Raw genomic sequence first — 26,029 nt, 5'->3', positions numbered from 1 at the left:
CGAAGCTGCGTAAGGTGAAGACAGACCAGGGGAAGGGGAGCCCGGCAGATGGACGAGAAGGACGGCAAGGACCCGAAGGAGACCGAGCGTCTTCGAGTCGGCGCTGCCGTGCGCCGGCGCCGTCGTGCGCTCGACCTCACCCTTGCCACGGTCGCCGAGCGCAGCGGCCTGTCCATCCCCTTCCTCAGCCAGGTGGAGAACGAACGCGCCCGCCCCAGCGTCCGCTCCCTCCAGCGGGTCGCCGACGCCCTGGAGACCACGGCGAGCCGGCTGCTCGCCGCGTCCGACGCGGCCCGCACGGTCGCGGTCGTCCGCGCCGACGAGGACGACGACGCGCCGCCCGTGCCGAGGGCCCGTCGGCTCGTCCGCGGCCGGCATCAACTCGAAGCCCTGGAGTTCACCGGGGAGCACGACACCGGGGGAGAGTTCCAGCACCGCAACGACGAGCTGATGTACGTCGCCGACGGCGCGGTGGAGCTGGAGGCCGAGGGCCGCGCCTACCGCCTGGTCCGGGGCGACACCCTGTTCCTGTCCGGCGGGGTACGGCACCGGTGGCGGGCGACCCTGCCCGAGACCCGCATCGTCGTGGTCACCGTCGCCGAGCACCTCGAGACGCCGGAACCGTAGGCCGGCCGGCAGCCTTCAGGAGCGCTCATGCGTGTGGTTTCCCTCGTGCCGTCGCTGACCGAGGCGGTGGCCGTCAGCGCGCCCGGGATGCTGGTCGGCGCCACGGACTGGTGCACCCATCCCGCGGATCTCGACGTCCCGCGCATCGGCGGCACCAAGAACCCCGACGTCCCCGCGGTGATCGCCCTCCGCCCCGATCTGGTGATCGCCAACGAGGAGGAGAACCGGGAGCCCGACCTTGCCGCCCTGCGCGCCGCGGGGGTCGAGGTCATGGTCACCGAGGTGCGCGACCTGGAGCAGGCCTTCGGCGAACTGAGGCGGGTCCTGGTGGCGGGCTGCGGCCTCGCCCTGCCGGCCTGGCTCGACGAGGCCCGCGAGGCCTGGTCGGCCGTCGGACCACTGGACGAGGCGGGCCCGTTGGGCGCCGTCGTGCCCGTCTGGCGGCGGCCCTGGATGGTGCTCGGCCGGGACACCTTCGCCGGCGACCTGCTGGCGAGGCTCGGCGTGAGGCATGCCTACGCCGGGCACACCGAGCGCTACCCCCGCATCCCCCTGGACGAGCTGCGCGACAGCGGGGCCCGGTTGGTGGTGCTCCCCGACGAGCCGTACCGATTCACGGCCGAGGACGGACCCGAGGCGTTCCCCGGCATGGCGGCGGCGCTCGTCAGCGGCCGGCATCTGACCTGGTACGGGCCGTCGTTGGCGGAGGCACCCGCGGTGCTCAGCGCGGCGCTGCGAGCAGCGCTCCGCTGAGCAGGCCGCGCACCGTGCGCACCCCCGCCACCGCCCAGCCCGTGACCAGCAGCAGGTAGAGGCCGACGGCCAGCCACCCCAGTGCGGGCAGTCCGGTGTGGTGGGCCAGACCCGCCGCGCCGGTCACACAGGTGCCGACGGGGAAGGTGAAGGCCCACCAGCTCATCGAGAACGGCATGCCGTCCCGGGCGGCCCGCACCACCATGGCGCCGGCGAGCACCAGCCACATCAGCGCGAAACCCAGCACGGGCACGCCGTAGATCACGGCGAACGCGACGAACCCCGCGGCGTACGGCGTCCGGATCGCGCCCGGGGCCACGTCCGCGAGTTTGCCGACCGCCGTCGTCGACTGGCCGAGCGGGCCGAGGACCAGGAAGAGCGTCGGGGTCAGCGCGAGGGGCAGGCGGCCGTGGTGGACCAGCCGGGAGAAGACCACCGGCAGGATCACCAGCGTGGCGATCAGGCTGATGCCGAACATCGCGTAACTGCCGAGCAGCAGCGCCTCGCGTCCCTGGCCGGCGGGCAGATGCGGGACCAGCAGAGCGCCGAGGGACGCGGCGACCATGGGGGAGACGACGGGCAGCAGCCACACCGGTGAGGCCGTGCCCTGCCTCACGCGGTGGCGGACGATCATCAGATACGGGACGGCGACCGCCACGACGAGGCCGATGAACGTACCGACACCGAAGAGGGCGAACGCGGCCGCGACCGCCGCCGGTTCGCCGATCACGTCCCGGCCGACGGAAACCGTGCCGATGCCGACGGCCAGCAGCGCCATCGACAGACACCCGTAGAAGGGCGCGATCGCCGGGTCGAGCAGATGGGCGCGGGCCTGGTCGGGGTGGTGGAGCCAGTGCGCCCCGCGGGCGAGCAGCACCACGATCAGCATCACCGCGGACAGCGCCCATATCGCCTCGCAGACGGTCCGCAGGCCCGGGACGTCGTAGGGGAGCGCGACACCCGCGTTGGCCACGATGGCGGTGCCCATGACGCTCGCGTACCAGTTGGGGCCGAAGTGGCGCAGCGTCGGCAGCCGTACGGTCGTGAGCGAGGGGGTGGTCGCCTCGGCGACGCTGCGACTGCGGGGGTGTACGGCGGTGACCATGTCTCCACTGTCCTGTCGTGCGGCGCTCCCCACCAGGGATCTTCTCCCTATGGCCCCATAAGCTGGGTTTATGAGCAGGGGACCGAAGGACGAGGACCAGGGCGAGCGCGTACCGCTGGCACACCGCGTGCCGGATCTCGGCGCGCTGGAACTGCTGCTGGCGGTGGCCCGGCACGGCAGTCTCGGCCGCGCTGCGCGCGAGCTCGGTATCACCCAGCCCGCCGCGAGCAGCCGGATCCGCTCCATGGAACGGCAACTGGGAGTCGCCCTGGTGGACCGCTCGCCGCGCGGCTCCCGGCTCACCGACGCGGGGGCGCTGGTCACCGACTGGGCGCGGCGGGTCGTGGAGGCGGCGGAGGCGTTCGACGTGGGGACGCAGGCGCTGCGGGGGCGGCGCGACTCACGCCTGCGGGTCGCGGCGTCGATGACCATCGCGGAGTATCTGCTGCCGGGCTGGCTCATCGCGCTGCGCTCGCAGCGGCCCGGGACGGCGGTCTCGCTGCTGGCGGGCAACTCCGCGACGGTGGCGCAGCAACTGCTCGCGGGCGACGCGGACCTCGGTTTCGTGGAGGGACTGTCGGTGCCGGAGGGGCTGGACGGCGCGGTGATCGGCCAGGACCGGCTGCTGGTCGTGGTGGCGCCCGGACACCCCTGGGCGCGGCGCAAGCGCCCTCTGACGGCCGGTGAACTGGCCGCGGAACCCCTGATCCTGCGGGAGCGCGGATCGGGTACGCGCCAGGTGCTCGACTCGGCGCTCACCGGCCACGGGGGCCTGGCGGAACCGCTGCTGGAACTGGCGTCGACGACGGCGGTGAAGGCGGCGGCGGTGAGCGGGGCGGGTCCCGCCGTGCTGAGCGAGCTGGCGGTGACCGAGGAAGTGGCGGCACGGCGGCTGACGGAGGTCCCGGTGGAGGGGGTGAGCATGGACCGGTCGCTGCGGGCGGTCTGGCCGTCCTCCCACCGGCCCACCGGGCCGGCGAGAGAACTGCTGTCGCTGACGCAGGGCTGAGCGGCGGGTCGGGGGGCGGTCCCGGACAGTGGCTGGCCGCAGGCCGGTCGGCGGCCGCCGGCCGCCGCGAGCCGCCCGCGCCCTTGGCCGTCAGCCCGCCGAAGCCTCCACCAGCGCCCGCATCACCCGGACGTCCTCACCCATCTCCGGGTGCCACTGCACCCCCAGCACCCACCCGTCCGCGGTCTCGATCGCCTCCACCGTCCCGTCGTCCGCGTGGGCGCTCGCCGTCAGGGCCGGGGCCAGGACGTCGAGCGACTGGTGGTGGTAGGTCGGGACCTTCGTCGCCTCCGGGGTGATGGAGGCGAACCGGGTGCCGGGGACCGGCCGGACCGTGTGGGTGCCGAAGACGCCGACACCGCCCACGTGCCCGTCGAGGTGCTGCACCAGGGTTCCGCCGAGGGCCACGTTCAGCAGTTGCATCCCGCGGCAGATCCCCAGCAGCGGGGTGCCCGTGGCCAGTGCCGCGTGGACCAGGGCGAGCTCCCAGGCGTCCCGGTCCCGCGCGGGCGGCCCGGTACGCGGGTCCGCCTGTGCGCCGTAGCGCGCGGGCTCCACGTCCGCTCCGCCCGCGATCACCAGGCCGTCCAGCCGGGCCACGACCGCCTCGGCCGAGGCCGGGTCCTCGTGCGGCGGGAGCAGCGCCGCGAGCCCGCCCGCCGCCTGGACCATGCGGGGATACGCCGCGGGCAGCAGTGCCGCGGGCAGCTCCCACACCCCCCACTTCGCGGGGTTGAGGTAGGTGGTGACGCCGATGAGCGGCTTGGACACGGTGGCTCCGTTCGTTCCTGGCAGTTACGTCACGTGCGTCACTTGCGTTCGAGTTCGGCCTCCGCCGCCGCCAGTGCCGCGAACTCCTCCTCCGGTGCCTTCGCGACCAGATGGTGCCGAGAGTAGAACGCGAAGTAGGCGAGTGCGACGGCGTAGACGCCGAGCGCGATGTACGCCGCGTCCTTGTCCACCAGGAACGTCGCCACCAGCGCGGAGAGCGCGAGGACGAAGGCGACCGAGGAGGTGACGATGCCGCCCGGGGTGCGGTACGGGCGCGGAAGCTCCGGCTCGCGGCGCCGCAGCACGATGTGCGACAGGGCCATCAGCGCGTAGCTGATCGTCGCCCCGAAGACCGCGATGTTGAGCATCCGCGCGCCGTTGCCCGTGCCCGCCGCCAGGGCGAATCCGAGCGCGCCGGGGATCAGCAGGCCGAGGTAGGGCGACTTGCGGCGGCTGGTGAGCGAGAGGAAGCGCGGGAGGTAGCCGGCCCGGGAGAGGGCGAAGAGCTGGCGGGAGCCCGCGTAGATCAGCGAGAAGAACGACGCGACCAGGCCCGCGAGCCCCGCGTAGTTCACGAAGCGGCTCAGCGGCGTCGGGTCGCCGCTGCCTTCCAGGGCGACCACGAGCGGGTTGCCGGCGTCCTTCAGGGCGTCCGATCCGCTCGCGCCCGTCGCGGCGAAGAAGGTGAGCGTGGCGAGCACCGCCAGGACGCCCATGGAGATGGCGAGGGCCTTCGGCATCGAGCGCACCGGGTCCTTCGCCTCCTCCGCGGCGAGCGGCACGCCCTCGACGCCCAGGAAGAACCACATGCCGAACGGGAAGGCCGCCCAGATGCCCAGCAGGCCGAACGGCAGCCAGGAGTTCGAGGCGAACGCGTTCGTGTCCACGCCGATGTCGTCGAGTCCGCCCGCCGAGAAGTCGGTGAACGCGCCGACCACGAAGATCAGCAGCGCCGCGACCGCGATGGCGGTGACGACCAGGCTGAAGCGCAGCGCCTCGCCGACTCCCCACAGATGGATCCCGATGAAGATCACGAAGCAGGCGAGATAGACCGGCCAGCCCGATTCCAGGCCGAAGAGGTTGAGTGACTCGACATAGTCACCGATGAAGATCGATATCGCCGCGGGCGCGAGGATGTACTCGATCAGGATCGCCGTACCGGTGAGGAAGCCGCCCCAGGTGCCGAGGGCGCGGCGGGCGAATCCGTAGCCGCCGCCTGCCGTGGGCAGGATCGCCGAGAGTTCGGCGAGGGCGAAGACGAGACAGGCGTACATCACGCCCATCAGCAGGGTGGCTATCGCGAGGCCGCCGAAGCCGCCCTTGGCGAGGCCGGTGTTCCAGCCGGCGAAGTCGCCGGAGACGACATAGGCCACGCCGAGTCCGGTGAGCAGCAGCCAGCCGGCGCTGCCCCGGCGCAGGGTGCGCCGCTGGAGATAGGCGTCGTCGGCGGAGGAAGTGGTGCGCGGGGTCGTGCCTTCGGCCATGAGTCGCTCCTGGCAGTCAAAGGTTTGTGCGGACACCTTTGCGGCAGCCATCCGGAATGCGCAACCCCTGTGCGTAAAGGTGAGGTTACGGATCGGCCCGCGGGCGCCCCCGTACAGGCCCGTCGGCCCTCCGATCAGGGCAGAAAACCGCGCAGCAGTGCCGCGGTGCCCTCGCAGTGCTCCCGCATCACCTCGCGTGCCGCGTCGGCGTCGCCGTCCAGCACCGCCTCGACCAGCGCGCTGTGCTGCTGCTGGGAGTGTTCGAGGTTGCGCACGAGCAGCGGAATGCAGTCGAGCAGATCATTCAGGGTCGCCCGCACCGCGGCGTACCGGGCGGCCAGCGTCGGGGACCCGGACAGTTCCGCGAGGGTCAGATGCAGCAGCGTGTCCGCGCGCCGGTACGCGGCGAGCGGAGCGTCGTGCGTCGACGACAGGGCGCTGCGCAGCCGCTTCGCGTCCTGGTCGGTCAGCCCGTGCGCGGCGCACAGTCCCGCCGCGCCGACCTCCAGCACCTCGCGGAAGCGCAGGGTGTCCTCGACGTCGACATCCGCCACGCGGCGGCGCAGCTCGTCCTCGCCATGGGCGTCCGGGCGGTGCAGCACGAAGGTGCCGCCGTAGCGGCCGCGCCGGCTCTCCACCAGGCCCTGGTCGGCGAGGACCTTCAGCACCTCGCGCAGCGTGACCCGGCTGATGCCCATCCGCTCGGCGAGCTCACGCTCGGCGGGCAGCCGCTCGCCGCCGGGGACCAGCCCGAGGCGCAGCAGCTGGAGAATCTGCTCCAGTGCCTCCTCGAAGCCGTTGCCCGCGCGTACGGGGCGCAGCACGGGTGTCAGCCGGTCGGCCGCATTGTTCGTCTTCGCCACGTCGCCGTTTCCTCTTCCCAGGCAATGGTCTTCGGTAATACCTTATGGCTTCCGGCTGACCCAAGGAGGCGTAATCCCGTGGCAGACCGCAAACCCCCGCTCGGGGTCGAGGAGCTTCGAGCCCTCATCGCGAGCGGTGAGATCGACACCGTCGTCCTGGCCTTCCCCGACATGCAGGGGCGGCTCCAGGGCAAGCGGTTCGCCGCACCGTTCTTCCTCGACGAGGTTCTCGAACACGGCACCGAGGGCTGCAACTACCTCCTCGCCGTCGACACCGAGATGAACACCGTCGACGGCTACGAGATGTCCTCGTGGGAGCGCGGTTACGGCGACTTCGCCATGCACCCCGACCTCGCCACCCTGCGCCGTATCCCCTGGAACGAGGGCACCGCGCTTCTCGTCGCCGACCTCGCGTGGAACGACGGCTCGCCCGTCGTCGCCGCGCCCCGCCAGGTCCTGCGCCGCCAGCTGGAGCGCCTCGCCGAACACGGGTTCACCGCCCATGCCGGCACGGAACTCGAGTTCATCGTCTTCAAGGACACCTACGAGCAGGCCTGGGACCGCCACTACCGCGACCTCACGCCGGCCAACCAGTACAACATCGACTACTCCGTGCTCGGCACCGGACGGATCGAACCGCTGCTGCGCCGCATCCGCAACGAGATGGCCGCGGCCGGACTGACCGTCGAGTCCGCCAAGGGCGAGTGCAACCCCGGCCAGCACGAGATCGCCTTCAAGTACGACGAAGCCCTGATCACCTGCGACCAGCACTCCGTCTACAAGACCGGCTCCAAGGAGATCGCCTCGCAGGAGGGCGTCTCGCTCACCTTCATGGCCAAGTACAACGAGCGCGAGGGCAACTCCTGCCACATCCACCTCTCGCTCCAGGACGAGAACGGCACCAACGTCATGGCGGGCGACGGACCCGGCGGCATGTCCCAGGTCATGCGCCACTTCCTCGCCGGACAACTGGCCGCCCTGCGCGAGTTCTCCCTGCTGTACGCGCCCAACATCAACTCCTACAAGCGGTTCCAGCCCGGCTCCTTCGCGCCCACCGCCGTCGCCTGGGGCTACGACAACCGCACCTGCGCACTGCGCGTCGTCGGCCACGGCCGCTCCCTGCGCTTCGAGAACCGGCTCCCGGGCGGTGACGTCAATCCCTACCTCGCCGTCGCCGGACTGGTCGCGGCCGGGCTGTACGGCATCGAGCACAAGCTGGAGCTGCCCGAGGAGTGCACCGGCAACGCGTACACCGCCGGATACGAGCAGGTCCCCACCACCCTGCGGGAAGCCGCCGAGCTCTGGGAGAACAGCGCCATCGCCAAGGCAGCCTTCGGCGACGAAGTCGTCGCGCACTACCGCAACATGGCGCGGGTCGAACTCCAGGCGTTCGATGCCGCGGTGACCGACTGGGAGCTCCGCCGCTCCTTCGAACGTCTGTGAGGCACGTTGTGACGCACGCCCACCACGAGGTGGTCAACCCCGCCACGGGCGAGGTGATCGAGACCGTCCCGGCGACGAGCGCCGCCGAGGTCGACGCCGCCGTCGCCCGCGCCGCGAAGGCCCAGGAAGGCTGGGCGGCCGCCGCCCCCGCCGACCGGGCCCGACTGCTGCGCCGGTTCGCCGGCGTCGTGGACGAACACATCGAGGAACTGGCCCGGTTGGAGGTGCGCGAGGCCGGTCACACCATCGGCAACGCCCGCTGGGAGGCCGGCAACGTCCGCGACCTCCTCGACTTCGCCGCCGGGGGAGTGGAACGGCTCAACGGACGCCAGATCCCCGTCGCCGGCGGCCTCGACATCACCATCCTCGAACCCCTCGGCGTCATCGGAGTGATCGCGCCGTGGAACTTCCCCATGCCGATCGCCGCCTGGGGCACCGCCCCCGCACTTGCCGCCGGGAACGCCGTCCTCCTCAAACCGGCCGAGACCACACCGCTGACGGCCCTGCGGCTGGCCGAACTCGCCCTGGAGGCGGGCCTGCCCGAACATCTCTTCCAGGTGCTGCCGGGTGCGGGCGACGTGACGGGCAACGCGCTCGTCGAGCATCCCGGCGTGGCCAAGATCGTGTTCACCGGCTCCACCCGGGTCGGCAAGAGCATCATGGCCACGAGCGCCCCGCTGGTGAAGCGGGTGACGCTCGAACTCGGCGGCAAGAGCCCCAACATCGTCTTCGCCGACTCCGACCTGGGGGCAGCCGCCGCGGCCACCCCCATGTCCTTCCTCGACAACAGCGGACAGGACTGCTGCGCCCGGACCCGCATCCTGGTGCAGCGCACGGTGTACGACCGGTTCCTCGACCTGCTCGCCCCCGCCATCGAGTCCGTGATCGTGGGCGACCCGGCCGACGAGAAGACCCAGATGGGTCCGCTGATCTCGCAGATCCAGCTGGACCGTGTGCGCTCCTACGTCCCGGACGATCTGCCCGGCATCCGGGGCAGCGCCCCCGACGGCCCCGGCTTCTGGTTCGCGCCCACCGTCCTCACCGATATCGCCCCCGACGCCCCGGCCGCCTGCGAGGAAGTCTTCGGACCGGTGGCCGCCGTCCTGCCCTTCGACGACGAGGCCGACGCGATCCGGCTCGCCAACGCCACCGACTACGGACTCTCCGGCTCGATCTGGACCCGCGACATCGGCCGCGCCCTGCGCGTCTCGCGGGCCGTCGCCGCCGGCAACCTCTCCGTCAACTCCCACAGCAGCGTCCGCTATTCGACCCCGTTCGGCGGCTACAAGCAGTCCGGCCTCGGCCGCGAACTCGGCCCCGACGCCCTGACCGCATTCACCGAGACCAAGAACGTCTTCATCAGCACGGAGGCCTGAGCACTCATGACCGACACCGCACACATCTGCCGCCGGCTGGTGGGCCGTACCGCAGTCATCACCGGCGCCGGCAGCGGCATCGGCCTGGCGACGGCCCGCCGCCTCGCGTCCGAGGGCGCCAACGTCGTCTGCGGCGACATCGACGAGATCGCGGGCAAGGCGGCCGCCGACGAGGTCGGGGGCACCTTCGTCCAGGTCGACGTCACCGACGCCGAGCAGGTCGAGGCGCTGTTCAGGACGGCGTTCGACACCTACGGCTCCGTCGACATCGCCTTCAACAACGCGGGGATCTCCCCGCCCGACGACGATTCGATCCTGAGCACCGGACTGGAGGCGTGGAAGCGCGTCCAGGACGTCAACCTCACCTCCGTGTTCCTGTGCTGCAAGGCCGCCATCCCCTACATGCAGCGCCAGGGCCGGGGCTCCATCATCAACACCGCCTCGTTCGTGGCGATCATGGGAGCGGCGACCTCGCAGATCTCGTACACCGCGTCCAAGGGCGGCGTACTCGCCATGACCCGCGAACTCGGCGTGCAGTTCGCCCGTGAGGGCATCCGGGTCAACGCGCTCTGCCCGGGACCCGTCAACACCCCCCTGCTCCAGGAGCTGTTCGCCAAGGACCCCGAGCGGGCCGCGCGCCGCCTGGTGCACATCCCCGCGGGCCGGTTCGCGGAGGCGGACGAGATCGCCTCCGCGGTGGCGTTCCTCGCCAGCGACGACTCGTCGTTCATCAACGCGACGGACTTCCTGGTGGACGGCGGAATCGCCGGGGCGTACGTCACGCCGGTGTAGACGCCCGAACGGGCCGCCCGGGACAGGGGCCAGGGCACGACCCGAACGACAGGCCCTAGGCTGGCCGGATGAGCATGACGACCCCGGCCGGCTGGTACCCGGACCCGAGCGTTCCCGGCACCGAACGCTGGTGGGACGGGACCGCCTGGACCGCGCACACCCGCGCGGTCCAGGCGCAGACCCCGGCCGCCGGGTTCGGTCCGCCGACGGTGCCGATGGCGCAGACCGGCGGTCCGGGCGGTAAACCGAAGGGCAGGCTCGTGGCGTTCGCCGTCGCCGGTGTGGTCCTCGTGGCCGCCGTCGCGACGGCGGCCGTCCTGCTCGCACCCGGCGACGACGACAGCGGTAAGGACACGGCGCCGAGTGCGACCGCCCCCGTCAGCACCTCCGCGGACCCGCAGGGCACACCCTCCCCGACGGCGTCCGCCGACGACGCCGACGTGCTGAGCGACCAGCTCAACGGGATCTCGATACCCATCCCCGAGGGCTGGGAGAAGTCCGACAGCACCCTCGACGAGGGCGCGACCATGCGTACGGAGCTGACGTACGAATGCCCGGCCGGCGGTTCGTCGCTCTGCCGGCACGGCCGGATCTCGTCCATCGCCTCCGGCGGGACCTCCGCCACCACGCCGAAAGCCCTCGCCGAGCAGGACATCGTCACGGCGGCGGACAAGGCGTACGACGAGGACGTCCTCGGCAGCCGGATCTACGGCGGGATCACCTCCCACACCGTCCTCAAGTCCCAGTCCTTCGCCGTCGCCGGGCGCGCGGGCCATCTGGTGCGCTGGCGGGTCGTCACCGGCAAGGGCCCCGGCGGATACGTCCAGTCGCTCGTCTTCCCCTCGACCGTGGGCACCGAGGCCATGGTCATCGTCCGCTTCGCCTTCGACGCCGGCCCCGACGCGCCGAAGCTCGCCGACATGGACAGGATCGCGGCGAGCATCCGGGCGGACGGTGACACGGGGAGCGGAGGCGTCGGCAGCAGTATCGGACCGAGCAACTGACCCTGCCCGTAAGCGGAGTGTGTCCGCGTGCGGACATCCGACCGGGCGGAGCCGGCGGTCAGAGGAAGGTGCGGCCCTCGCCCCGGTAGGTGGGCGCCGTCCCGGTGATCCGGTCCCCTTCGATCAGCTGAAGCGTGTCGAACCGCTCGCACATCTCACCGGCCTTGGCATGCCGGAACCACACCTTGTCGCCGATCAGCAGATCGTCCGCGGGGGAGCCGAGCAGCGGGGTCTGCACCTCGCCGGCCGCCTCCTGCGGGTCGTAGCGCAGCCCTTCGGGCAGATAGGGGACCGGCAGCCGGTCCGCCCCGGCGGCTCCGGACGCGGGATAGCCGCCGCCGAGCACCGTCACCACGCCCACTCCGGGCCGGCGCACCACGGGCTGGGCGAAGAGCGCGGCCGGACGGCCGGAGAAGGAGGTGTAGTTGTCGAACAGCCGCGGGAGGTACAGCCCCGAGCCCGCCGCGATCTCGGTGACGGCGTCCTCGGCCGCGGTGTGCTGCACACTGCCGGTACCGCCGCCGTTGACGAACTCCAGGTCCGGCGCCACCGCACGGACCGCCCGCACCACGGACGCCCGCCGGGCCGTCAGTTCCCTGCGGGCCGTCGCCTGCATGAGCCTGATCGCGCGGGAGCGCATCGGACGGCCGCCGATCGCGTCACCGACACCGGCGATGTGCCCCTCGTACGCCATCAGTCCCACCAGCCGGAAACCCGGACGGCGGGCGATCGAGCGGGCCAGCTCGGCCAGTTGGGCCGGCTCCCGCAGGGGCGAACGGCGGGCACCCACACGGATCCGGCCCCCGAGCAGATGCAGCGCGGTGTCCAGTTCCAGACAGACCCGGATCTCTTCCCTGCCCCCGGCGCGGGAGGCCTCGATCAGGTCGAGCTGCGCCGCGTCGTCGATCATCACGGTCACGGCGGCGGCGAGCTTCGGGTCGGCCGCGAGCTCGGCGTAGCCCGCGCGGTCCGCCGACGGATAGGCCAGCAGGACATCGTCGAAGCCGGCCCTGGCCAGCCACAGCGACTCGTCCAGCGTGAAGGACATGATCCCGGCGAAGCCGTCCCTCGCCAGCACCCGCTCCAGCAGCACCCGGCAGCGCACGGACTTGCTCGCGACACGGATGGGCTTGCCCCCGGCTCTGCGCACCAGATCCCCGGCGTTGGCGTCGAAGGCGTCGAGATCGACGACGGCCAGCGGAGCGTCGAGATGGGCGGTGGCCCTGTCGTAGCGGGCCCGGTCAGCGGCGCGGGGAGTCATGGCCCGAGCTTGCCAGAACGGATTACCCCGGGGTAGGGGGACGTTTTGGGCAGATCCCCACGGAGGCGGGGTCTCGGTGCCGTGGGGGGTGCCTCAACCCGTAGAGTGACGCACACGCGGTGACGAACGGGCCTGCCCCGAGAGGCGATCCGTTGGTGTACGTGGACATGGACCTGGGGGGCCGTATGAGTACGGAGGCGCAACGCCCTCCCGGCCCCGAGGACCCGGACCGCCGTCCGGCGCCCCGCCACCAGGACGCCCCGCATTCCGCACGAACCCCCCAGGCACAGCGCCCGCAGCGCCCGTCCGGCCTGCGCAATCTGCTGCCCCCGGAGCACACCCCCGGCACGCCGGCGCAGGGTGATCGCGTTCCGCCCGAGCCGCAGACCGCGCCCGCAACGCCCGCCCGGGCGCCGGAACCGCGTCGCCCCGAGGGTGCCCCGCCCGCCCCTCGCCCGTCGCGGGACGGCGACCCGCGCCAGGCCTCCGTGCCGCCGCACGGCGACGCGCAGCCCGGTACGTCCACGGCGGCCCGTCGCCCCGCGTCCGGTGACCGGCATGCGGTGCCGCCGATGCCCGACGGCCGTCCCGGCGCCCCGCACCGCCCCGAGAAGGCGCCGCACACGGCTCCGCGTGAGCCGCGTCCCGCACGCCCGCATGCCGAACACCCCGGTTCCGACGGCGACCGCCGTGCCGTTCCGCCGCAGGCAGCGGGGCCGACCGCGTCGTCCGCCGGCTCCCCGGAGGCACGTCGCCCCGAGGCTCCCCCGCACGCGCCGCGTCCGGCGGAACGGCAGCCGGCCCGTCCCGACAGCGAGCCGCGCCCCGCGACGGCCGACCGGCGGGTCGCCCCGACCGGCCCGGACCGCGTGCCCGCCTCCGCGCCTCGTGGTCCCGAGACCGCCGCCCGTGCGAACGGCGGGCAGACCGCGGCCCGTCGCCCGGGTTCGCCCCCCACGACCACCGACCGCCACTCCGTACCGCCCCGGCCCGACGCGCAGCCCGGGCGGCCCCCGGCGGCACGACGGCCCGAGCCCTCGCACAGCCCGCGCCCCGCGTCGGGCGACCGTCACCCCGTGATGCCCCGGGCCGATGTGCCGTCCAGCCGCCCGGGTGCGGATGCCGCGCCGGACACCGCCCAGCGCGGGCGGATCGGCCCGTGGCCCCAGGAGCCTCAGCGCGAGAGTGCGGCGCCGTTCGCCGCCCGGATCATGGAGCCCCCGGCCGCTCCGCCACGGCCCGACACACCGCCCGTCGAGACCACCACCCGGCTGCGGCCCATCACCGCGCCCCGGACCGCGCCCGTGGGCGGTCCGCCGCCCGAGGCGCCGCCCCGGCCCGCCGCCCCACCGCGGCGGAGGCCGGTCGGAGCCGTCGATCTCACCCCGCGTCCGGGCGCGACGCCGTCGGCGTACTCCTGGGTTCCTCCTGAGACGCCGAACGAGATGACCACGCGGCTGCGTCCGGTACCCGCCCGCCGTCCGCTGCGCGCGATCGGCGCCATCGGCTGTGTCGTCCTCGGGCTCGGACTCATCGGCGGTGCCGCCACCGGCAGCTGGCTCACGGGGGACTCGAGTGCCGATCCCGCGAGGGACACCGCGTACGCGGATGCCCGCACGCTGTGGCACAGCGCGCCCGTGGACACGCTCTTCCCCCGGACCCTCAGCGGCGACGGCGCGGGCCCCGGCGGCGCCGACCGGGTGTGGACACGGATAGCGGTCGCACCCGACAGCAGCTGCGCGTCGGCGCTCGACCCCCTGCTCGTCACGACGCTGCGGCAGGTCGGCTGCGCCCGCGTCCTGCGTGCGACGTACACCGACGCGACGGCCAGCAACGTCACCACGGTCGGGCTGGTCTTCACCGACGGCGACCCGGAGTCCGTCGCCGCGCTGAAGTCCCGCTTCGCGAAGGAGAAGCTCTCCGAGCGGCGCGATCTCATGCCCCGGGCCTTCCCGGCGAAGGGCACCGTCGCCGCCGGGTTCGGCGACCCGCAGCGTGCCAGCTGGACCGTGGACGTCCTCACCGAGGCGCCCGTGATCGTCTACGCCGTCTCCGGATTCGCCGACGGCCGCACCGTCGGCGACCCGCAGCCGGCCGCCGCCGCCAAGGCGAACGGGGCGACCTCCGCGCCCGCCCAGGCCGGTCTCGGGCACGAGGCCACCGGCCTCGCGGAGGGCATCGGCGGCGCCCTGCGCCGGACCCTCAGCACGGCCACGGAGGCGCCGCAGTGATCAGAACCCGCCGCGGCCACCGCATCGCCGCCCTCTGCGCGGCCGTCGCCTTCACGCTCCTGCCGGCCGCGCCCGCGCACGCCGACGGCATCCGGACCCAGCAGTGGGGTCTGGAGGCCATGAACACCGACGAGGCCTGGCGTACCACCAAGGGCGACGGCATCACGGTCGCCGTGCTCGACACCGGCGTCGACGACGAACACCCCGACCTCGCGGGCTCCGTGCTGCCGGGCAAGGACTTCATCGGCTTCGGCGCGGGCCGCGGCGACCGCGCCTGGGCCCGCCACGGGACGGCGATGGCCGGCATCGTCGCGGCCCACGGCCACGGTCCGGGCCAGGAGGACGGGGTCATGGGCATCGCGCCCGAGGCGAAGATCCTTCCCGTACGCGTCATCCTCGAAGGCACCGACGCCGCCCGCGAGAAGGCCCGCAAGTCCCGCGGCACCGCGCTCGCCCAGGGCATCCGCTGGGCCGCCGACCAGGGCGCCGACGTGATCAACATGTCGCTCGGCGACGACAGCGAGTCGGCGCACGCGGAGGCGGGCGAGGACGCCGCCGTCCAGTACGCCCTGGCCAAGGGCTCCGTGATCGTCGCGTCGGCCGGGAACGGCGGCGAGAAGGGCGACCACATCTCGTACCCCGCCGCCTACCCCGGCGTGATCGCCGTGACCGCCGTCGACCGCTTCGGCACCCACGCCGCCTTCTCCACCCGCCGCTGGTACGCCACCGTCAGCGCGCCCGGCGTCGACATCGTCATCCCGGATCCGGACCGGAAGTACTACCAGGGCTGGGGCACCAGCGCGGCCGCCGCGTTCGTCTCGGGCGCCGTCGCCCTCGTACGGTCGGCGCACCCCGGCCTGACGCCCGCCCAGATCAAGAAGCTGCTGGCCGACACCGCGCGCAACGGCCCCAAGGGCGGCCGCGACGACGCCCGGGGCCACGGCATGGTCGACCCGGCGGCCGCGATCAAGGCGGCGGCGAAGCTGCGTCCCGCGGATCCGAAGGCGGCGAAGGCGGGCTACGACAAGCAGTACTTCGGGGGCGGCCCCGACCCCGCGAAGGACAGCGCGGAACCGGCAGGCTGGCTCGCGCCGGTGGCGGGCGGCGTCGGGGCGCTGGTGCTCGCGGGTGCCGTCGTCCTGTGGCGCGGCGGCCGCACCACCCGTAGCTGACGCCCCCGGACCCGGCTGCCTCGCGCGCACCCGCACGGTTCCGGCGCCACCCCCACTGGTCCGGCACCCACCCGCACGGTTCCGGCACCCAGCCGCCACCCTCACCTCACGACAGCGCGCCGACCGCCGCCCGCGCTGCCGCCTCCACCACCGCGATGCCGGCCTCCTTGGTCGCGTGCCCCGCGGAGAGGACCGCGATCAGCAGGACCCGGCCACCAACCGACACCCGTCCGATGCTGTTGACGTCCCAGAGCCCGGTCGCGGTCCGCGGCATCCAGCCGTTCTTCAGCGCCCAGCCGGTGCCCGCCGCCGACACCCCCCAGTCCTGGTCCGCCGCGATGTCCGCCATCAGCGCCCGCACCAAGGAGCGCGAGTCCTCGTTCAGCACCGAGTCCGTGCCGAACACGGCCCGCAGCAGCGCCAGTTGGTCCCGGGCCGTGGTCCGCGTCAGCCCCCAGGCGGCTTCGGCGGCCGTCTCGGTCAGGCCGAGCCGCGCATGGGCCGCGTCGAGCCCTGCCGCCCCTCCCACCGCCGTGAAGAGCGCCGTCGCGGCGTCGTTGTCGCTGAGCCGGATCATGGCGGCCGCCCGGGTCCGCTCCTCGGCGGTCGGCGTCCGTCCGTCGTCCTGGGCCCGGAGCAGCAGAGCCGCCAGGATGCCGACCTTGACGATGCTGGCGGTGTCGTACGCCTCGCGCCCGTGGACCGCCGTGTCCCCGCTCGCGGTGTCCAGCACCGCGACCGACAGCGAGGCGCCGGACCGTAGGGCGACCGGTTCCAGCGCCCTGGCGAGCGAAGCATCGAGATCCACCGCAGCCTCCGCCGTCCGCACCGCCCCCTGCGGGGACGCAGCGGGCGAGGGCGACGATACGGCGGCGGACGGCACCGCGTCCGGTGTGCGCCCGAGGGAGTAGGCGCCCGCGGCGACGCAGCCGCCCATCACGGCCGCCACCGTCACCGCAGCGAGGACGACCGGTCGGCGGGTGCGCGCGGCATGGCGGGGAGACATGGGCCGGAAGCTATGGACCGCACCTGGCAGACAGCTGTGTCCCGCCTACGGGTCCGGTGAGAAAGGGCCCGCGGCACCGGGGTTAGGCTCGGTGCGTGGAGCTCAAGAACATTCCCGACCCCGGTTTCTCCGACGACGACGGAACAGCCGATCCGGCCCTGGAGGCGGCGCTCGCCGCGTGGGCCGAGGACCGGACCGCCGAGGGGCCGGTGCTGGAGGCACTCAGGGGCGCCCGGCTCCTCGTCCCCGTCGTCGCCGTCCTCGGCGAGGTCGAGGAGGACGAGAACGGGCTGCGCCGCGAGAAGACCAGCGACATGGCCGTGCCGACGCTGACCGCGGGGGAGCGCCGCGCTCTGCCCGCCTTCACCTCGATCGGCTCGCTGGCCCGCTGGGACCCCACCGCCAGGCCCGTCGCCGTACCGCTGCACCAGGCACTTCAGGCGGCCGCCCACGAGAAGGCCGACACCGTCGTGCTCGACCTCGCCGGCCCGGTGCCGTACCAGCTCAGCGGCGGTGCGCTGCTGGCGCTGGCAGAGGGGCGCACCAGTGCGGACCCGCTCGACGATCCCGCCGTCTCCGGCGCGGTCCGCGAGGTGGTCGCTGCCGAGCCCGCGGTGCTCCGCGCCCACCTCGGCCCCGGCAGTGCCGACGGCACCCTGGCCCTGGTCCTCACCGCGGACGCGGTGCCCGCGGAGGTGGCGCGCCGGGTCGCCCAGGCGCTCGCCGCCCACGACGTACTGAGGGCCCGCCTGGTGCGGGGCCTCGACCTGGCACTGCTGCCGGCCGCGGCCACGCCACCCGGCGAGCCCCTGTTCGTACGCGTCGGTTCGGCGGCCGGTCAGCCGTAGACCGGACCGGTGTACTTCTCGCCCGGGCCCTGGCCCGGCTCGTCGGGAACCAGCGAGGCCTCGCGGAACGCCAACTGCAGCGACTTCAGCCCGTCGCGCAGCGGCGCCGCGTGGAAGGAGCTGATCTCGGTGGTGCTCGCGTCGAGCAGGCCGGCCAGCGCGTGCACCAGCTTGCGCGCCTCGTCCAGGTCCTTGTGGTCTGCGTCGTCCTCCGTCAGGCCCAGCTTGACGGCGGCGGCGCTCATCAGGTTCACCGCGACCGTGACGATGACCTCGACGGCGGGGACCTCGGCGATGTCGCGGGTCATGGCGTCGAAGTCGGGGGACTCGGAAGGGGTGGTCGCGTCACTCATGTGGCACACGATATGCCCACCCCTCATCAGCCCTTCCCCCCTCCCCGGGGCCTCGCGGTCCCGGCATCTCGCGCGGGACGGGTTCCCGGCCACCGGTTAGCTCCTTCCGGCCAGAGCTGCTAACCTTGTGTGACGACCGGCCGGACACCTGCGTGCCCGGCCCACAAGTGGAGGCTCCGATCTCCCACCTGGCTGTCCCTCGGGACGGCGGGTCACCGGTCAGGCGGCGCCCATCGTTCCGTACGGACGATGGAGTCGCCCGATGTACGCCCCGCGGTCGACGCGGCGGTGTTCCGGTATTCGAGGAGCTCCCGCCTGTGTCCCGTCCGGGGCATTTTTCGTGTTCCGGTGCGGTTGGTCTCACTGAAAACAGACGTTACGCGGCTGTCTGCCAGACAGTCGTGTGGTGCTACCGAGGAGGATCCATCAGCGCCGAGCCCCGCATCAACGACCGGATTCGCGTTCCCGAAGTGCGACTTGTCGGTCCCAGCGGCGAGCAGGTCGGGATTGTTCCGCTTGCCAAGGCCCTTGAACTTGCGCAGGAGTACGACCTCGACCTGGTCGAGGTCGCGGCGACCGCCCGTCCGCCCGTGTGCAAGCTCATGGACTACGGGAAGTTCAAGTACGAGTCGGCCATGAAGGCCCGTGAGGCGCGCAAGAACCAGGCGCACACGGTCATCAAGGAGATGAAGCTCCGGCCGAAGATCGACCCGCACGACTACGACACCAAGAAGGGTCACGTCGTCCGGTTCCTCAAGCAGGGGGACAAGGTCAAGATCACGATCATGTTCCGTGGTCGTGAGCAGTCCCGACCCGAGCTTGGTTTCCGCCTGCTCCAGCGTCTCGCTTCCGATGTCGAGGACCTCGGATTCATCGAGTCGAACCCGAAGCAGGACGGCCGGAACATGATCATGGTTCTCGGCCCGCACAAGAAGAAGACCGAGGCCATGGCCGAGGCGCGTGAGGCCCAGGCCGCACGCAAGGCCGGCAGCGCCAAGGCTCCGGCCGACGCACCTGCCGAGGCCGAGGCCGAGGCCGAGAGCCCCACCGAGACGCCTTCCGAGGCGTGACCCGCAGGGGCGCCACCCAGGCGCCCCGGGTTCGCTCGGACCAGCAACCACGACTGACGCTCCCGCACGCCGGTGTCCGCACCGGGGGAGCGCCACTGATGAGGAGAGAACGGCGCGATGCCGAAGAACAAGACGCACAGCGGTGCCAAGAAGCGCTTCAAGATCACCGGCTCCGGCAAGGTGCTCCGTGAGCGCGCCGGCAAGCGCCACCTGCTCGAGCACAAGCCGTCCACGCTGACGCGTCGCCTCTCCGGCAACGCGGAGATGGCTCCGGCCGACGCCAAGAAGATCAAGAAGCTTCTCGGCAAGTGACGTCCTCCGTCCCCGGGTGACCGGGGACGGGACGCCGAGACCGGGACCTAATTCGTTTCCGGGCTGGATGAGTCGAACTGTGAATCCCAGCCCCGCTACAAGGAGTTAACAAGTGGCACGCGTCAAGCGGGCAGTCAACGCCCACAAGAAGCGCCGGGCGATCCTCGAGGCGGCCTCCGGCTACCGCGGTCAGCGTTCGCGCCTGTACCGCAAGGCCAAGGAGCAGGTCACCCACTCCCTGGTCTACAACTACAACGACCGCAAGAAGCGCAAGGGCGACTTCCGTCAGCTGTGGATCCAGCGCATCAACGCCGCTGCCCGCCAGAACGGCATGACGTACAACCGCCTCATCCAGGGTCTGAAGGCCGCCAACATCGAGGTGGACCGCAAGATCCTGGCCGAGCTCGCGGTCAACGACGCCAACGCGTTCGCCGCGCTCGTCGAGGTCGCCCAGAAGGCGCTCCCGAGCGACGTCAACGCCCCGAAGGCTGCCGCCTGACCGGCGCGTCGTACCGGATGTGACCGGACCCGCAGGCCCTGTGGCCTGCGGGTCCGTGTGCGTCCGGCCCGCCGTCCGTACCGCCCTCCCGCGCACCCGAAGGTGAGTTAATGGCAGCCGCCCCCGAGTTGATCTCCCCGCGTTCGACGCGCGTCGCCGCCGCCCGGCGGCTGGCGAAGCGGAACTTCCGCGGCAAGGAGCGGCTGTTCCTCGCCGAGGGACCGCAGGCCGTACGCGAGGCGGCCGCGCACCGCACGGACGGGGAGCCCACCCTCGTCGAGCTGTTCACCACCCTCGACGCGGCCGAGCGGTACGCCGAGATCATCGGCGCGGCACGCGACGCCGGAGCCCGGGTGCACCTCGCCGACGAGTCGGTGATCGCCGACATCTCGACCACCGTCACCCCGCAGGGGCTCGTCGGTGTCTGCCGCTTCCTGGACTCGCCGTTCGAGGCCGTCCTCGCCGCGCGGCCCCGCCTGGTCGCGGTCCTCGCCCATGTGCGCGACCCCGGGAACGCCGGCACCGTCCTGCGCTGCGCGGACGCCGCCGGTGCCGACGCCGTCGTCCTCACCGACGCCTCCGTCGACCTCTACAACCCCAAGGCCGTCCGCGCGTCCGTCGGATCCCACTTCCATCTGCCCGTGGCGACCGGCGTTCCGGTCGAGCGGGCCGTCCAGGGACTCAGGGACGCGGGCGTACGGGTCCTCGCGGCCGACGGCGCCGGCGAGGACGACCTGGACCACGAACTCGACGCCGGCACCATGGGCGGACCCACCGCCTGGATCTTCGGCAACGAGGCCTGGGGGCTGCCCGAGGAGACCCGCGCGCTCGCCGACGCGGTCGTCCGGGTGCCCATCCACGGAAAGGCCGAGAGCCTGAACCTGGCGACCGCCGCGGCCGTATGTCTCTATGCCTCGGCGCGTGCCCAGCGCGCGGGCAGTACCCGCTGACCGGCGGTACTCGCTCAGGGGGTCCGCTCCGTCACCTTCAGCTAGTAGGGTGACGGGCTCGGGGACCCACTGCGCCGGCGGAGAGGTGGGGTACGGGGATATGGCTGTCGGGACGAGCGGGCCCGCGGAGACGCACGGGGCTCTGCGGGGTCCTTCCGACGGACCCGGGTGGTTCGGCATCGACCCCGACGATCTCGCCGACGGACTGGTCGTGGCCGACGAGACGGGCCGGGTGATCTGCTTCAACGACGCCGCCGTCAGGATCACCGCCGTGGCCCGGCGCGACGCCCTCGGGCACCCCCTGGAGCAGGCGCTCCCGCTGGAGGACCTCAAGGGCCGCCGCTGGTGGACCCTGACCGATCCGTACGGCGGACTCGCCACCCGGGTCGGCCAGCCCGAGCGCAACCTCCTGCTGCCGGGCGGCCGTGAGGTACTGGTCTCCGCCCGGTACGTCCGCGAGCGCCCCACCGGGCCGATACGCCGGCTCGTCGTCAGCCTGCGCGGCACCGAGGCCCGCCGCCGCACCGAACGCAGCCACGCCGAGCTGATCGCCACCGTCGCCCACGAACTGCGCTCCCCGCTCACCTCCGTCAAGGGCTTCACGGCGACCCTGCTGGCCAAGTGGGAACGCTTCACCGACGACCAGAAGCGGCTGATGCTGGAGACCGTCGACGCCGACGCCAACCGGGTCACCCGTCTCATCGCCGAACTGCTCGACATCTCCCGTATCGACTCGGGACGCCTCGAGGTGCGCCGCCAGCCCGTCGACATGTCCGCGGCCGTCGGCCGCCACGTCCAGGCCCACATAGCCAGCGGCCAGCGCGCCGACCGGTTCCTGCTGCGCATCCGCCATGATCTTCCCGATCTGTGGGCGGACCCCGACAAGATCGACCAGGTGCTCGGCAACCTGCTCGAAAACGCGGTGCGCCACGGCGCCGGAACCGTCACCATCGAGGTGGCGCCGGCATCGGCGAAGGACGACGAGAAGGGAACGGCCGTCACCGTGAGCGACGAAGGCCCCGGCATCCCCGAGGAGTCGATGGGCCGTGTCTTCACCCGCTTCTGGCGGGGGAGCAAGCGCGGTGGGACGGGGCTGGGCCTCTACATCGTCAAGGGCATCGTCGAGGCGCACGGCGGCACGATCACGGTGGGCCGCGGTCCCGGCGGCGGCGCCGAGTTCCGATTTATTCTGCCCGTCGGCGCCCCTGCCTATCTGGCGTAGGCGCCCACGGGCTTCGCAGCGTCCAAGCGACCTTTAGACTCGGCTTTTGGCACCTTTGCGTCCTCATTCGTCGAGCAAGGCCGCGCCATCAGCCAATCGGAAGCACGGGAAGAGATGTCGGCACCGAACAAGTCGTACGACCCTGTCGAGGTCGAGGCACTGAAACCGGAAGAGATCGAGCGCATGCGGGACGAGGCGCTCGCCGCCTTCGCGGCCGCCGGCGACCTCGACGCGCTCGCCCACGCGAAGGTCGCGCACACCGGCGGCACCTCGCCGCTCGCGCTCGCCAACCGTGAGATCGGCGCGCTGCCCCCGCAGGCGAAGGCCGAGGCGGGCAAGCGTGTCGGCCAGGCACGCGGCGTCGTGAACAAGGCGCTCGCCGCCCGTCAGGGCGAGCTGGAGGCCGAGCGCGACACCCGCGTGCTGGTCGAGGAGGCGGTGGACGTCACGCTGCCGTACGACCGGATCCCGGCCGGCGCCCGCCACCCGCTCACCACGCTCATGGAGCGCGTCGCGGACGTCTTCGTCTCCATGGGGTACGAGGTCGCGGAGGGCCCGGAGGCCGAGGCGGAGTGGTTCAACTTCGACGCCCTGAACTTCACGCCGGACCACCCGGCGCGGCAGATGCAGGACACCTTCTTCGTCCAGGGGCCCGCGGGCACCGAAGGCGACGAGTCCGGCGTCGTGCTGCGTACGCACACCTCCCCGGTCCAGGCCCGCTCCCTGCTCGACCGGGAGCCGCCGGTCTACGTGGTCTGCCCCGGCCGTGTGTTCCGCACCGACGAGCTGGACGCCACCCACACCCCCGTCTTCCACCAGATCGAGCTGCTGGCCGTCGACGAGGGTCTGACCATGGCCGACCTCAAGGGCACCCTGGACCACATGGTCCAGGCGCTCTTCGGCGCCGGCATGAAGACCCGGCTGCGCCCGAACTACTTCCCCTTCACCGAGCCGTCCGCCGAGATGGACATGCTCTGCTATGTGTGCCGGGGCGAGTCCGTCGGCAACCCCGACCGGCCCTGCCGCACCTGCTCCAGCGAGGGCTGGATCGAGCTCGGCGGCTGCGGAATGGTCAACCCGAAGGTGCTCGTCGCCTGCGGCGTGGACCCGGAGAAGTACAGCGGATTCGCCTTCGGGTTCGGCATCGAACGAATGCTGATGTTCCGCCACAACGTCGAAGACATGCGAGACATGGTCGAGGGTGACGTCCGGTTCACCCGGCCGTTCGGGATGGAGATCTGATGCGGGTCCCGCTTTCATGGCTGCGGGAGTACGTCGACCTGCCGGCGACGGAGACCGGCCGTGACGTACAGACCAGGCTTGTCGCCGCCGGCCTCGAGGTCGAGACCGTCGAGCAGCTGGGCGCCGGGCTCAAGGGCCCGCTGGTGGTCGGCCGCGTCCTGACCATCGAGGAACTGACCGAGTTCAAGAAGCCGATCCGTCACTGCACGGTCGACGTCGGCCAGGCGAATGGCACGGGCGAGCCGCAGGAGATCATCTGCGGCGCCCGGAACTTCGCCGTCGGCGACAAGGTCGTCGTGGCCCTGCCCGGCGCCGTCCTGCCCGGCGACTTCCAGATCGCCGAGCGCAAGACGTACGGCCGGATGTCCCGCGGCATGATCTGCTCCAGCAGCGAGCTGGACATGGGCGACGACGGCACCAAGGGCATCATCGTGCTGCCGCCCGAGTACGAGGCCGGCATCGACGCCACCGAGCTGCTCGAGCTGTTCGACGAGGTCCTCGACATCGCCGTCACGCCCGACCGCGGCTACGCCCTGTCCCTGCGCGGCGTCGCCCGTGAGACCGCTACCGCGTACGGCCTGCCGCTGCGCGACCCGGCCCTCCTGGACGTCCCCGGGCCGAACGCCTACGGCTACCCGGTCAACGTCTCCGACCCCGTCGGCTGCGACCGCTTCACGGCGCGCACCGTCGTCGGGCTCGACCCCGAGGCCCGGTCGCCGATCTGGCTCCAGCGCCGCCTCCAGAAGGCGGGCATGCGCCCGATCTCGCTCGCCGTCGACATCACCAACTACGTGATGCTGGAGCTCGGCCAGCCGCTGCACGCGTACGACCGCACCCGTCTCGACGGGCCGATCGGCGTGCGCCGGGCCGAGGCCGGCGAGAAGCTCACCACCCTCGACGGGGTGAAGCGTGTCCTCGACGCGGGCGACCTCGTCATCACGGACAGCCGCGGACCCATCGGTCTCGCCGGCGTGATGGGCGGAGCCAACACCGAGATCGCGGACGCGGAGACCCACCCGGAGACGGGCGAGGTCAAGGGCACGACCGAGGTCGTCATCGAGGCCGCGCACTTCGACGCGATCTCCATCGCCCGTACCGCCCGGCGGCACAAGCTGGCGTCCGAGGCGTCCCGGCGCTTCGAGCGCGGGGTCGACCCGGAGGCCGGCGCGGCCGCCGCGCAGCGCACCGTCGACCTGCTGGTGCTGCTCGCCGGCGGGACCGCGGAGGCCGGTGTCACCCACGTCGTCGCGCCGTCCGCCCCGCGTACGGTCACCATGCGCGCCGACCACCCCGACCAGGTGGCGGGCGTCGACTACGGCCGCGAGACCGTCGTCCGGCGCCTCCAGGAGGTCGGCTGCGACGTCTACGGCCAGGACGAGCTCGTCGTCACCGTCCCCTCGTGGCGGCCCGACCTCGCCGCGCCCAACGACCTCGCCGAAGAGGTCATCCGGCTGGAGGGCTACGAGAACCTGCCCTCGACGCTGCCCAAGCCGCCGCCGGGACGCGGGCTCACCGAGCGCCAGCGGCTGCACCGCCGCCTCGGCCGTGCGCTGGCCGGCGCCGGCTATGTCGAGGCGCTGAACTACCCGTTCATCGGGGAGCAGGTCCTCGACCAGCTCGGTCTCGCGGCGGACGACCCGAAGCGGCGCCTGGTCAAGCTCGTCAACCCGCTCTCCGACGAGGAGCCCGCGCTGCGCTCGACGCTGCTGCCCGGGCTGCTCGGCGCGCTGCGCCGCAACGACGGGCGCGGCAGCCACGACCTCGCGCTCTTCGAGACCGGACTGGTCTTCCAGGCCGGTCGGACGCCGGGTGTCGCGCTGCGGCTGCCGGTGGACCGCAGGCCCACCGACGAGGAGATCGCCGAGCTGGACGCCGTGCTGCCCGCACAGCCGCGGCACGCGGCGGTCGTCCTCGCGGGCGCCCGCGAGCAGGCCGGCTGGTGGGGCAAGGGCCGTCCGGCCGAGTGGGCCGACGCGGTCGAGGCCGCCCGGTCCATCGCCGCCGAGGCAAGGACCGAACTGACCGTGCGCCAGGGGCAGTACGGCCCGTGGCACCCGGGCCGCTGCGCCGAGCTGGTCGTGGTGGTGGACGGCGAGGAGCACATCGCGGGCCACGCCGGCGAGCTGCACCCGCGTGTCCTCAAGGCACTCGGACTGCCCGCCCGCACCTGCGCCATGGAGCTCGACCTGGACCTGGTCGAGCAGGCGTCCGCGGGCACGGTACCGGCTCCGCGGATCGCCACCTTCCCGGTCGCGACCCAGGACGTCGCCCTGGTCGTGGACGGGCAGGTCCCGGCCGCCGAGGTGGAGAAGGCGCTGACCGACGGCGCGGGCGAACTGCTGGAGTCCATCCGGCTGTTCGACGTCTTCACCGGCGAGCAGATCGGTGAGGGCAAGAAGTCGCTGGCGTACGCGCTGAAGTTCCGTGCGCCCGACCGGACGCTGACGGTCGAGGAGGCATCGGCCGCGCGTGACGCGGCGGTGGCTCTCGCGTCGGAGCGTACGGGAGCGGTCCTGCGCGGAGCCTGACGCGCGTACCGGGGCCCGCCCCGGACGCCGGCACGACAACCGCGGGAAACCGTGAGAGAACGCCAACACCGGCGAGGCTGGGGAACCTGCCTCGCCGGTGTTGTCATG

General features: G+C 72.6%; 24 protein-coding genes. 17 read left to right on the top strand and 7 right to left on the bottom strand.

From position 1 onward, the window contains the following. Positions 1–48: 48 nt before the first annotated feature. Both OHA05_RS06505 and OHA05_RS06500 read left to right on the top strand, forming a co-directional pair. Positions 49–627 (top strand): helix-turn-helix domain-containing protein, encoded by a 579-nt coding sequence (locus tag OHA05_RS06505; protein WP_313947342.1) that lies wholly within the window; start codon positions 49–51, stop codon positions 625–627. 27 nt (positions 628–654) lie between these two features. After that, on the top strand, positions 655–1,380 hold the full coding sequence (locus OHA05_RS06500) for a helical backbone metal receptor (RefSeq protein ID WP_328860046.1): 726 nt from the start codon (positions 655–657) through the stop codon (positions 1,378–1,380). Here OHA05_RS06500 and OHA05_RS06495 read toward each other — a convergent pair. After that, positions 1,349–2,485, bottom strand: coding sequence for a TDT family transporter (locus OHA05_RS06495; RefSeq protein ID WP_328860045.1), 1,137 nt, complete (start codon positions 2,483–2,485; stop codon positions 1,349–1,351). The genes OHA05_RS06500 and OHA05_RS06495 overlap by 32 nt on opposite strands. A 70-nt stretch (positions 2,486–2,555) precedes the next feature. On the opposite strand from OHA05_RS06495, the gene OHA05_RS06490 reads away from it, so the two are divergent. Further along, positions 2,556–3,494 carry a LysR family transcriptional regulator gene (locus OHA05_RS06490; RefSeq protein ID WP_313947345.1) on the top strand — a complete coding sequence of 313 codons (939 nt, stop codon included), beginning with the start codon at positions 2,556–2,558 and terminating at the stop codon, positions 3,492–3,494. Between the two features lie 90 nt (positions 3,495–3,584). On the opposite strand, the gene OHA05_RS06485 is transcribed toward OHA05_RS06490, so the two are convergent. From OHA05_RS06485 to OHA05_RS06475, 3 genes are all read right to left on the bottom strand, one after another. Continuing rightward, complete coding sequence (locus OHA05_RS06485; protein ID WP_328860044.1) at positions 3,585–4,265, bottom strand: gamma-glutamyl-gamma-aminobutyrate hydrolase family protein; 681 nt, start codon at positions 4,263–4,265, stop codon at positions 3,585–3,587. 38 nt (positions 4,266–4,303) lie between these two features. Then, on the bottom strand, positions 4,304–5,749 hold the full coding sequence (gene eat / locus OHA05_RS06480) for an ethanolamine permease (protein ID WP_328860043.1): 1,446 nt from the start codon (positions 5,747–5,749) through the stop codon (positions 4,304–4,306). Between the two features lie 134 nt (positions 5,750–5,883). Beyond that, a complete protein-coding gene (locus OHA05_RS06475; protein ID WP_328860042.1) occupies positions 5,884–6,612 on the bottom strand; it encodes a FadR/GntR family transcriptional regulator in 729 nt (242 codons plus the stop codon). Positions 6,613–6,690: 78 nt separating this feature from the next. Here OHA05_RS06475 and OHA05_RS06470 point away from each other — a divergent pair, with 78 nt between their 5' ends. From OHA05_RS06470 to OHA05_RS06455, 4 genes are all read left to right on the top strand, one after another. After that, entirely contained in the window at positions 6,691–8,055 is a 1,365-nt protein-coding gene (locus OHA05_RS06470) for a glutamine synthetase family protein (protein WP_313947349.1), read from the top strand. 8 nt (positions 8,056–8,063) lie between these two features. Further along, positions 8,064–9,431 carry an aldehyde dehydrogenase family protein gene (locus OHA05_RS06465; RefSeq protein WP_328860041.1) on the top strand — a complete coding sequence of 456 codons (1,368 nt, stop codon included), beginning with the start codon at positions 8,064–8,066 and terminating at the stop codon, positions 9,429–9,431. Positions 9,432–9,437: 6 nt separating this feature from the next. Continuing rightward, a complete protein-coding gene (locus OHA05_RS06460) occupies positions 9,438–10,223 on the top strand; it encodes a 3-oxoacyl-ACP reductase (protein ID WP_313947351.1) in 786 nt (261 codons plus the stop codon). A 68-nt stretch (positions 10,224–10,291) separates the two neighbouring features. Beyond that, entirely contained in the window at positions 10,292–11,227 is a 936-nt protein-coding gene (locus OHA05_RS06455; RefSeq protein ID WP_328860040.1) for a DUF2510 domain-containing protein, read from the top strand. 58 nt (positions 11,228–11,285) lie between these two features. Here OHA05_RS06455 and OHA05_RS06450 read toward each other — a convergent pair whose 3' ends face one another. Beyond that, positions 11,286–12,488, bottom strand: a complete 1,203-nt coding sequence (locus OHA05_RS06450; RefSeq protein WP_328860039.1) for an amino acid deaminase/aldolase — start codon at positions 12,486–12,488, stop codon at positions 11,286–11,288. Positions 12,489–13,933: 1,445 nt separating this feature from the next. On the opposite strand from OHA05_RS06450, the gene OHA05_RS06445 reads away from it, so the two are divergent. Both OHA05_RS06445 and mycP read left to right on the top strand, forming a co-directional pair. After that, complete coding sequence (locus OHA05_RS06445) at positions 13,934–14,719, top strand: hypothetical protein (RefSeq protein WP_313949081.1); 786 nt, start codon at positions 13,934–13,936, stop codon at positions 14,717–14,719. Continuing rightward, positions 14,716–15,891, top strand: a complete 1,176-nt coding sequence (mycP, locus tag OHA05_RS06440; protein WP_328860038.1) for a type VII secretion-associated serine protease mycosin — start codon at positions 14,716–14,718, stop codon at positions 15,889–15,891. The genes OHA05_RS06445 and mycP overlap by 4 nt, the downstream gene beginning before the upstream one ends. Before the next feature lie 106 nt (positions 15,892–15,997). Here the strand turns inward: mycP and OHA05_RS06435 are convergent, their stop codons facing one another. Then, positions 15,998–16,897: a serine hydrolase gene (locus OHA05_RS06435; RefSeq protein WP_313947355.1), complete on the bottom strand. Its 900-nt coding sequence runs from the start codon at positions 16,895–16,897 to the stop codon at positions 15,998–16,000. 95 nt (positions 16,898–16,992) lie between these two features. Between OHA05_RS06435 and OHA05_RS06430 the strand changes: the two genes are divergently transcribed. Further along, entirely contained in the window at positions 16,993–17,745 is a 753-nt protein-coding gene (locus OHA05_RS06430) for an SseB family protein (RefSeq protein WP_313947356.1), read from the top strand. Here the strand turns inward: OHA05_RS06430 and OHA05_RS06425 are convergent. Continuing rightward, positions 17,736–18,098, bottom strand: coding sequence for a DUF1844 domain-containing protein (locus tag OHA05_RS06425; protein WP_313947357.1), 363 nt, complete (start codon positions 18,096–18,098; stop codon positions 17,736–17,738). The two genes, OHA05_RS06430 and OHA05_RS06425, sit on opposite strands and share 10 nt — an antisense overlap. Positions 18,099–18,499: 401 nt before the next feature. Between OHA05_RS06425 and infC the strand changes: the two genes are divergently transcribed. From infC to pheT, 7 genes are all read left to right on the top strand, one after another. Further along, entirely contained in the window at positions 18,500–19,168 is a 669-nt protein-coding gene (infC, locus tag OHA05_RS06420; protein WP_313947358.1) for a translation initiation factor IF-3, read from the top strand. 117 nt (positions 19,169–19,285) lie between these two features. Continuing rightward, a complete protein-coding gene (rpmI, locus tag OHA05_RS06415; RefSeq protein ID WP_313947359.1) occupies positions 19,286–19,480 on the top strand; it encodes a 50S ribosomal protein L35 in 195 nt (64 codons plus the stop codon). A gap of 112 nt (positions 19,481–19,592) precedes the next feature. Then, positions 19,593–19,979, top strand: a complete 387-nt coding sequence (rplT, locus tag OHA05_RS06410) for a 50S ribosomal protein L20 (RefSeq protein ID WP_114037952.1) — start codon at positions 19,593–19,595, stop codon at positions 19,977–19,979. Positions 19,980–20,089: 110 nt separating this feature from the next. Then, positions 20,090–20,929 (top strand): TrmH family RNA methyltransferase, encoded by an 840-nt coding sequence (locus tag OHA05_RS06405; protein ID WP_313947360.1) that lies wholly within the window; start codon positions 20,090–20,092, stop codon positions 20,927–20,929. Between the two features lie 100 nt (positions 20,930–21,029). Beyond that, a complete protein-coding gene (locus OHA05_RS06400; protein WP_313947361.1) occupies positions 21,030–22,151 on the top strand; it encodes a sensor histidine kinase in 1,122 nt (373 codons plus the stop codon). Positions 22,152–22,265: 114 nt separating this feature from the next. Further along, complete coding sequence (gene pheS, locus OHA05_RS06395) at positions 22,266–23,393, top strand: phenylalanine--tRNA ligase subunit alpha (RefSeq protein ID WP_313947362.1); 1,128 nt, start codon at positions 22,266–22,268, stop codon at positions 23,391–23,393. Beyond that, complete coding sequence (gene pheT / locus OHA05_RS06390) at positions 23,393–25,921, top strand: phenylalanine--tRNA ligase subunit beta (RefSeq protein WP_328860037.1); 2,529 nt, start codon at positions 23,393–23,395, stop codon at positions 25,919–25,921. The genes pheS and pheT overlap by 1 nt, the downstream gene beginning before the upstream one ends. The last annotated feature ends 108 nt before the right edge of the window (positions 25,922–26,029 follow it).

Origin of the sequence: Streptomyces sp. NBC_00306 (assembly GCF_036169555.1) — a bacterium.
In the GTDB taxonomy this organism is placed as follows: Bacteria; Actinomycetota; Actinomycetes; order Streptomycetales; family Streptomycetaceae; genus Streptomyces; species Streptomyces achmelvichensis.
Note: the sequence above shows the minus strand (reverse complement) of the source record. Positions and strands in the feature narration are given on the sequence as shown.

Bases quoted from the DNA above. Each gene is read 5' to 3' on its own strand.
- OHA05_RS06505 (WP_313947342.1), top strand. From the start codon at position 49: ATGGACGAGAAGGACGGCAAGGACCCGAAGGAGACCGAGCGTCTTCGA.
- OHA05_RS06500 (WP_328860046.1), top strand. From the start codon at position 655: ATGCGTGTGGTTTCCCTCGTGCCGTCGCTGACCGAGGCGGTGGCCGTC.
- OHA05_RS06495 (WP_328860045.1), bottom strand. From the start codon at position 2,485: ATGGTCACCGCCGTACACCCCCGCAGTCGCAGCGTCGCCGAGGCGACC.
- OHA05_RS06490 (WP_313947345.1), top strand. From the start codon at position 2,556: ATGAGCAGGGGACCGAAGGACGAGGACCAGGGCGAGCGCGTACCGCTG.
- eat (WP_328860043.1), bottom strand. From the start codon at position 5,749: ATGGCCGAAGGCACGACCCCGCGCACCACTTCCTCCGCCGACGACGCC.
- OHA05_RS06460 (WP_313947351.1), top strand. From the start codon at position 9,438: ATGACCGACACCGCACACATCTGCCGCCGGCTGGTGGGCCGTACCGCA.
- OHA05_RS06455 (WP_328860040.1), top strand. From the start codon at position 10,292: ATGAGCATGACGACCCCGGCCGGCTGGTACCCGGACCCGAGCGTTCCC.
- OHA05_RS06450 (WP_328860039.1), bottom strand. From the start codon at position 12,488: ATGACTCCCCGCGCCGCTGACCGGGCCCGCTACGACAGGGCCACCGCC.
- OHA05_RS06445 (WP_313949081.1), top strand. From the start codon at position 13,934: ATGACCACGCGGCTGCGTCCGGTACCCGCCCGCCGTCCGCTGCGCGCG.
- OHA05_RS06435 (WP_313947355.1), bottom strand. From the start codon at position 16,897: ATGTCTCCCCGCCATGCCGCGCGCACCCGCCGACCGGTCGTCCTCGCT.
- OHA05_RS06425 (WP_313947357.1), bottom strand. From the start codon at position 18,098: ATGAGTGACGCGACCACCCCTTCCGAGTCCCCCGACTTCGACGCCATG.
- rpmI (WP_313947359.1), top strand. From the start codon at position 19,286: ATGCCGAAGAACAAGACGCACAGCGGTGCCAAGAAGCGCTTCAAGATC.
- OHA05_RS06405 (WP_313947360.1), top strand. From the start codon at position 20,090: ATGGCAGCCGCCCCCGAGTTGATCTCCCCGCGTTCGACGCGCGTCGCC.
- OHA05_RS06400 (WP_313947361.1), top strand. From the start codon at position 21,030: ATGGCTGTCGGGACGAGCGGGCCCGCGGAGACGCACGGGGCTCTGCGG.
- pheS (WP_313947362.1), top strand. From the start codon at position 22,266: ATGTCGGCACCGAACAAGTCGTACGACCCTGTCGAGGTCGAGGCACTG.
- pheT (WP_328860037.1), top strand. From the start codon at position 23,393: ATGCGGGTCCCGCTTTCATGGCTGCGGGAGTACGTCGACCTGCCGGCG.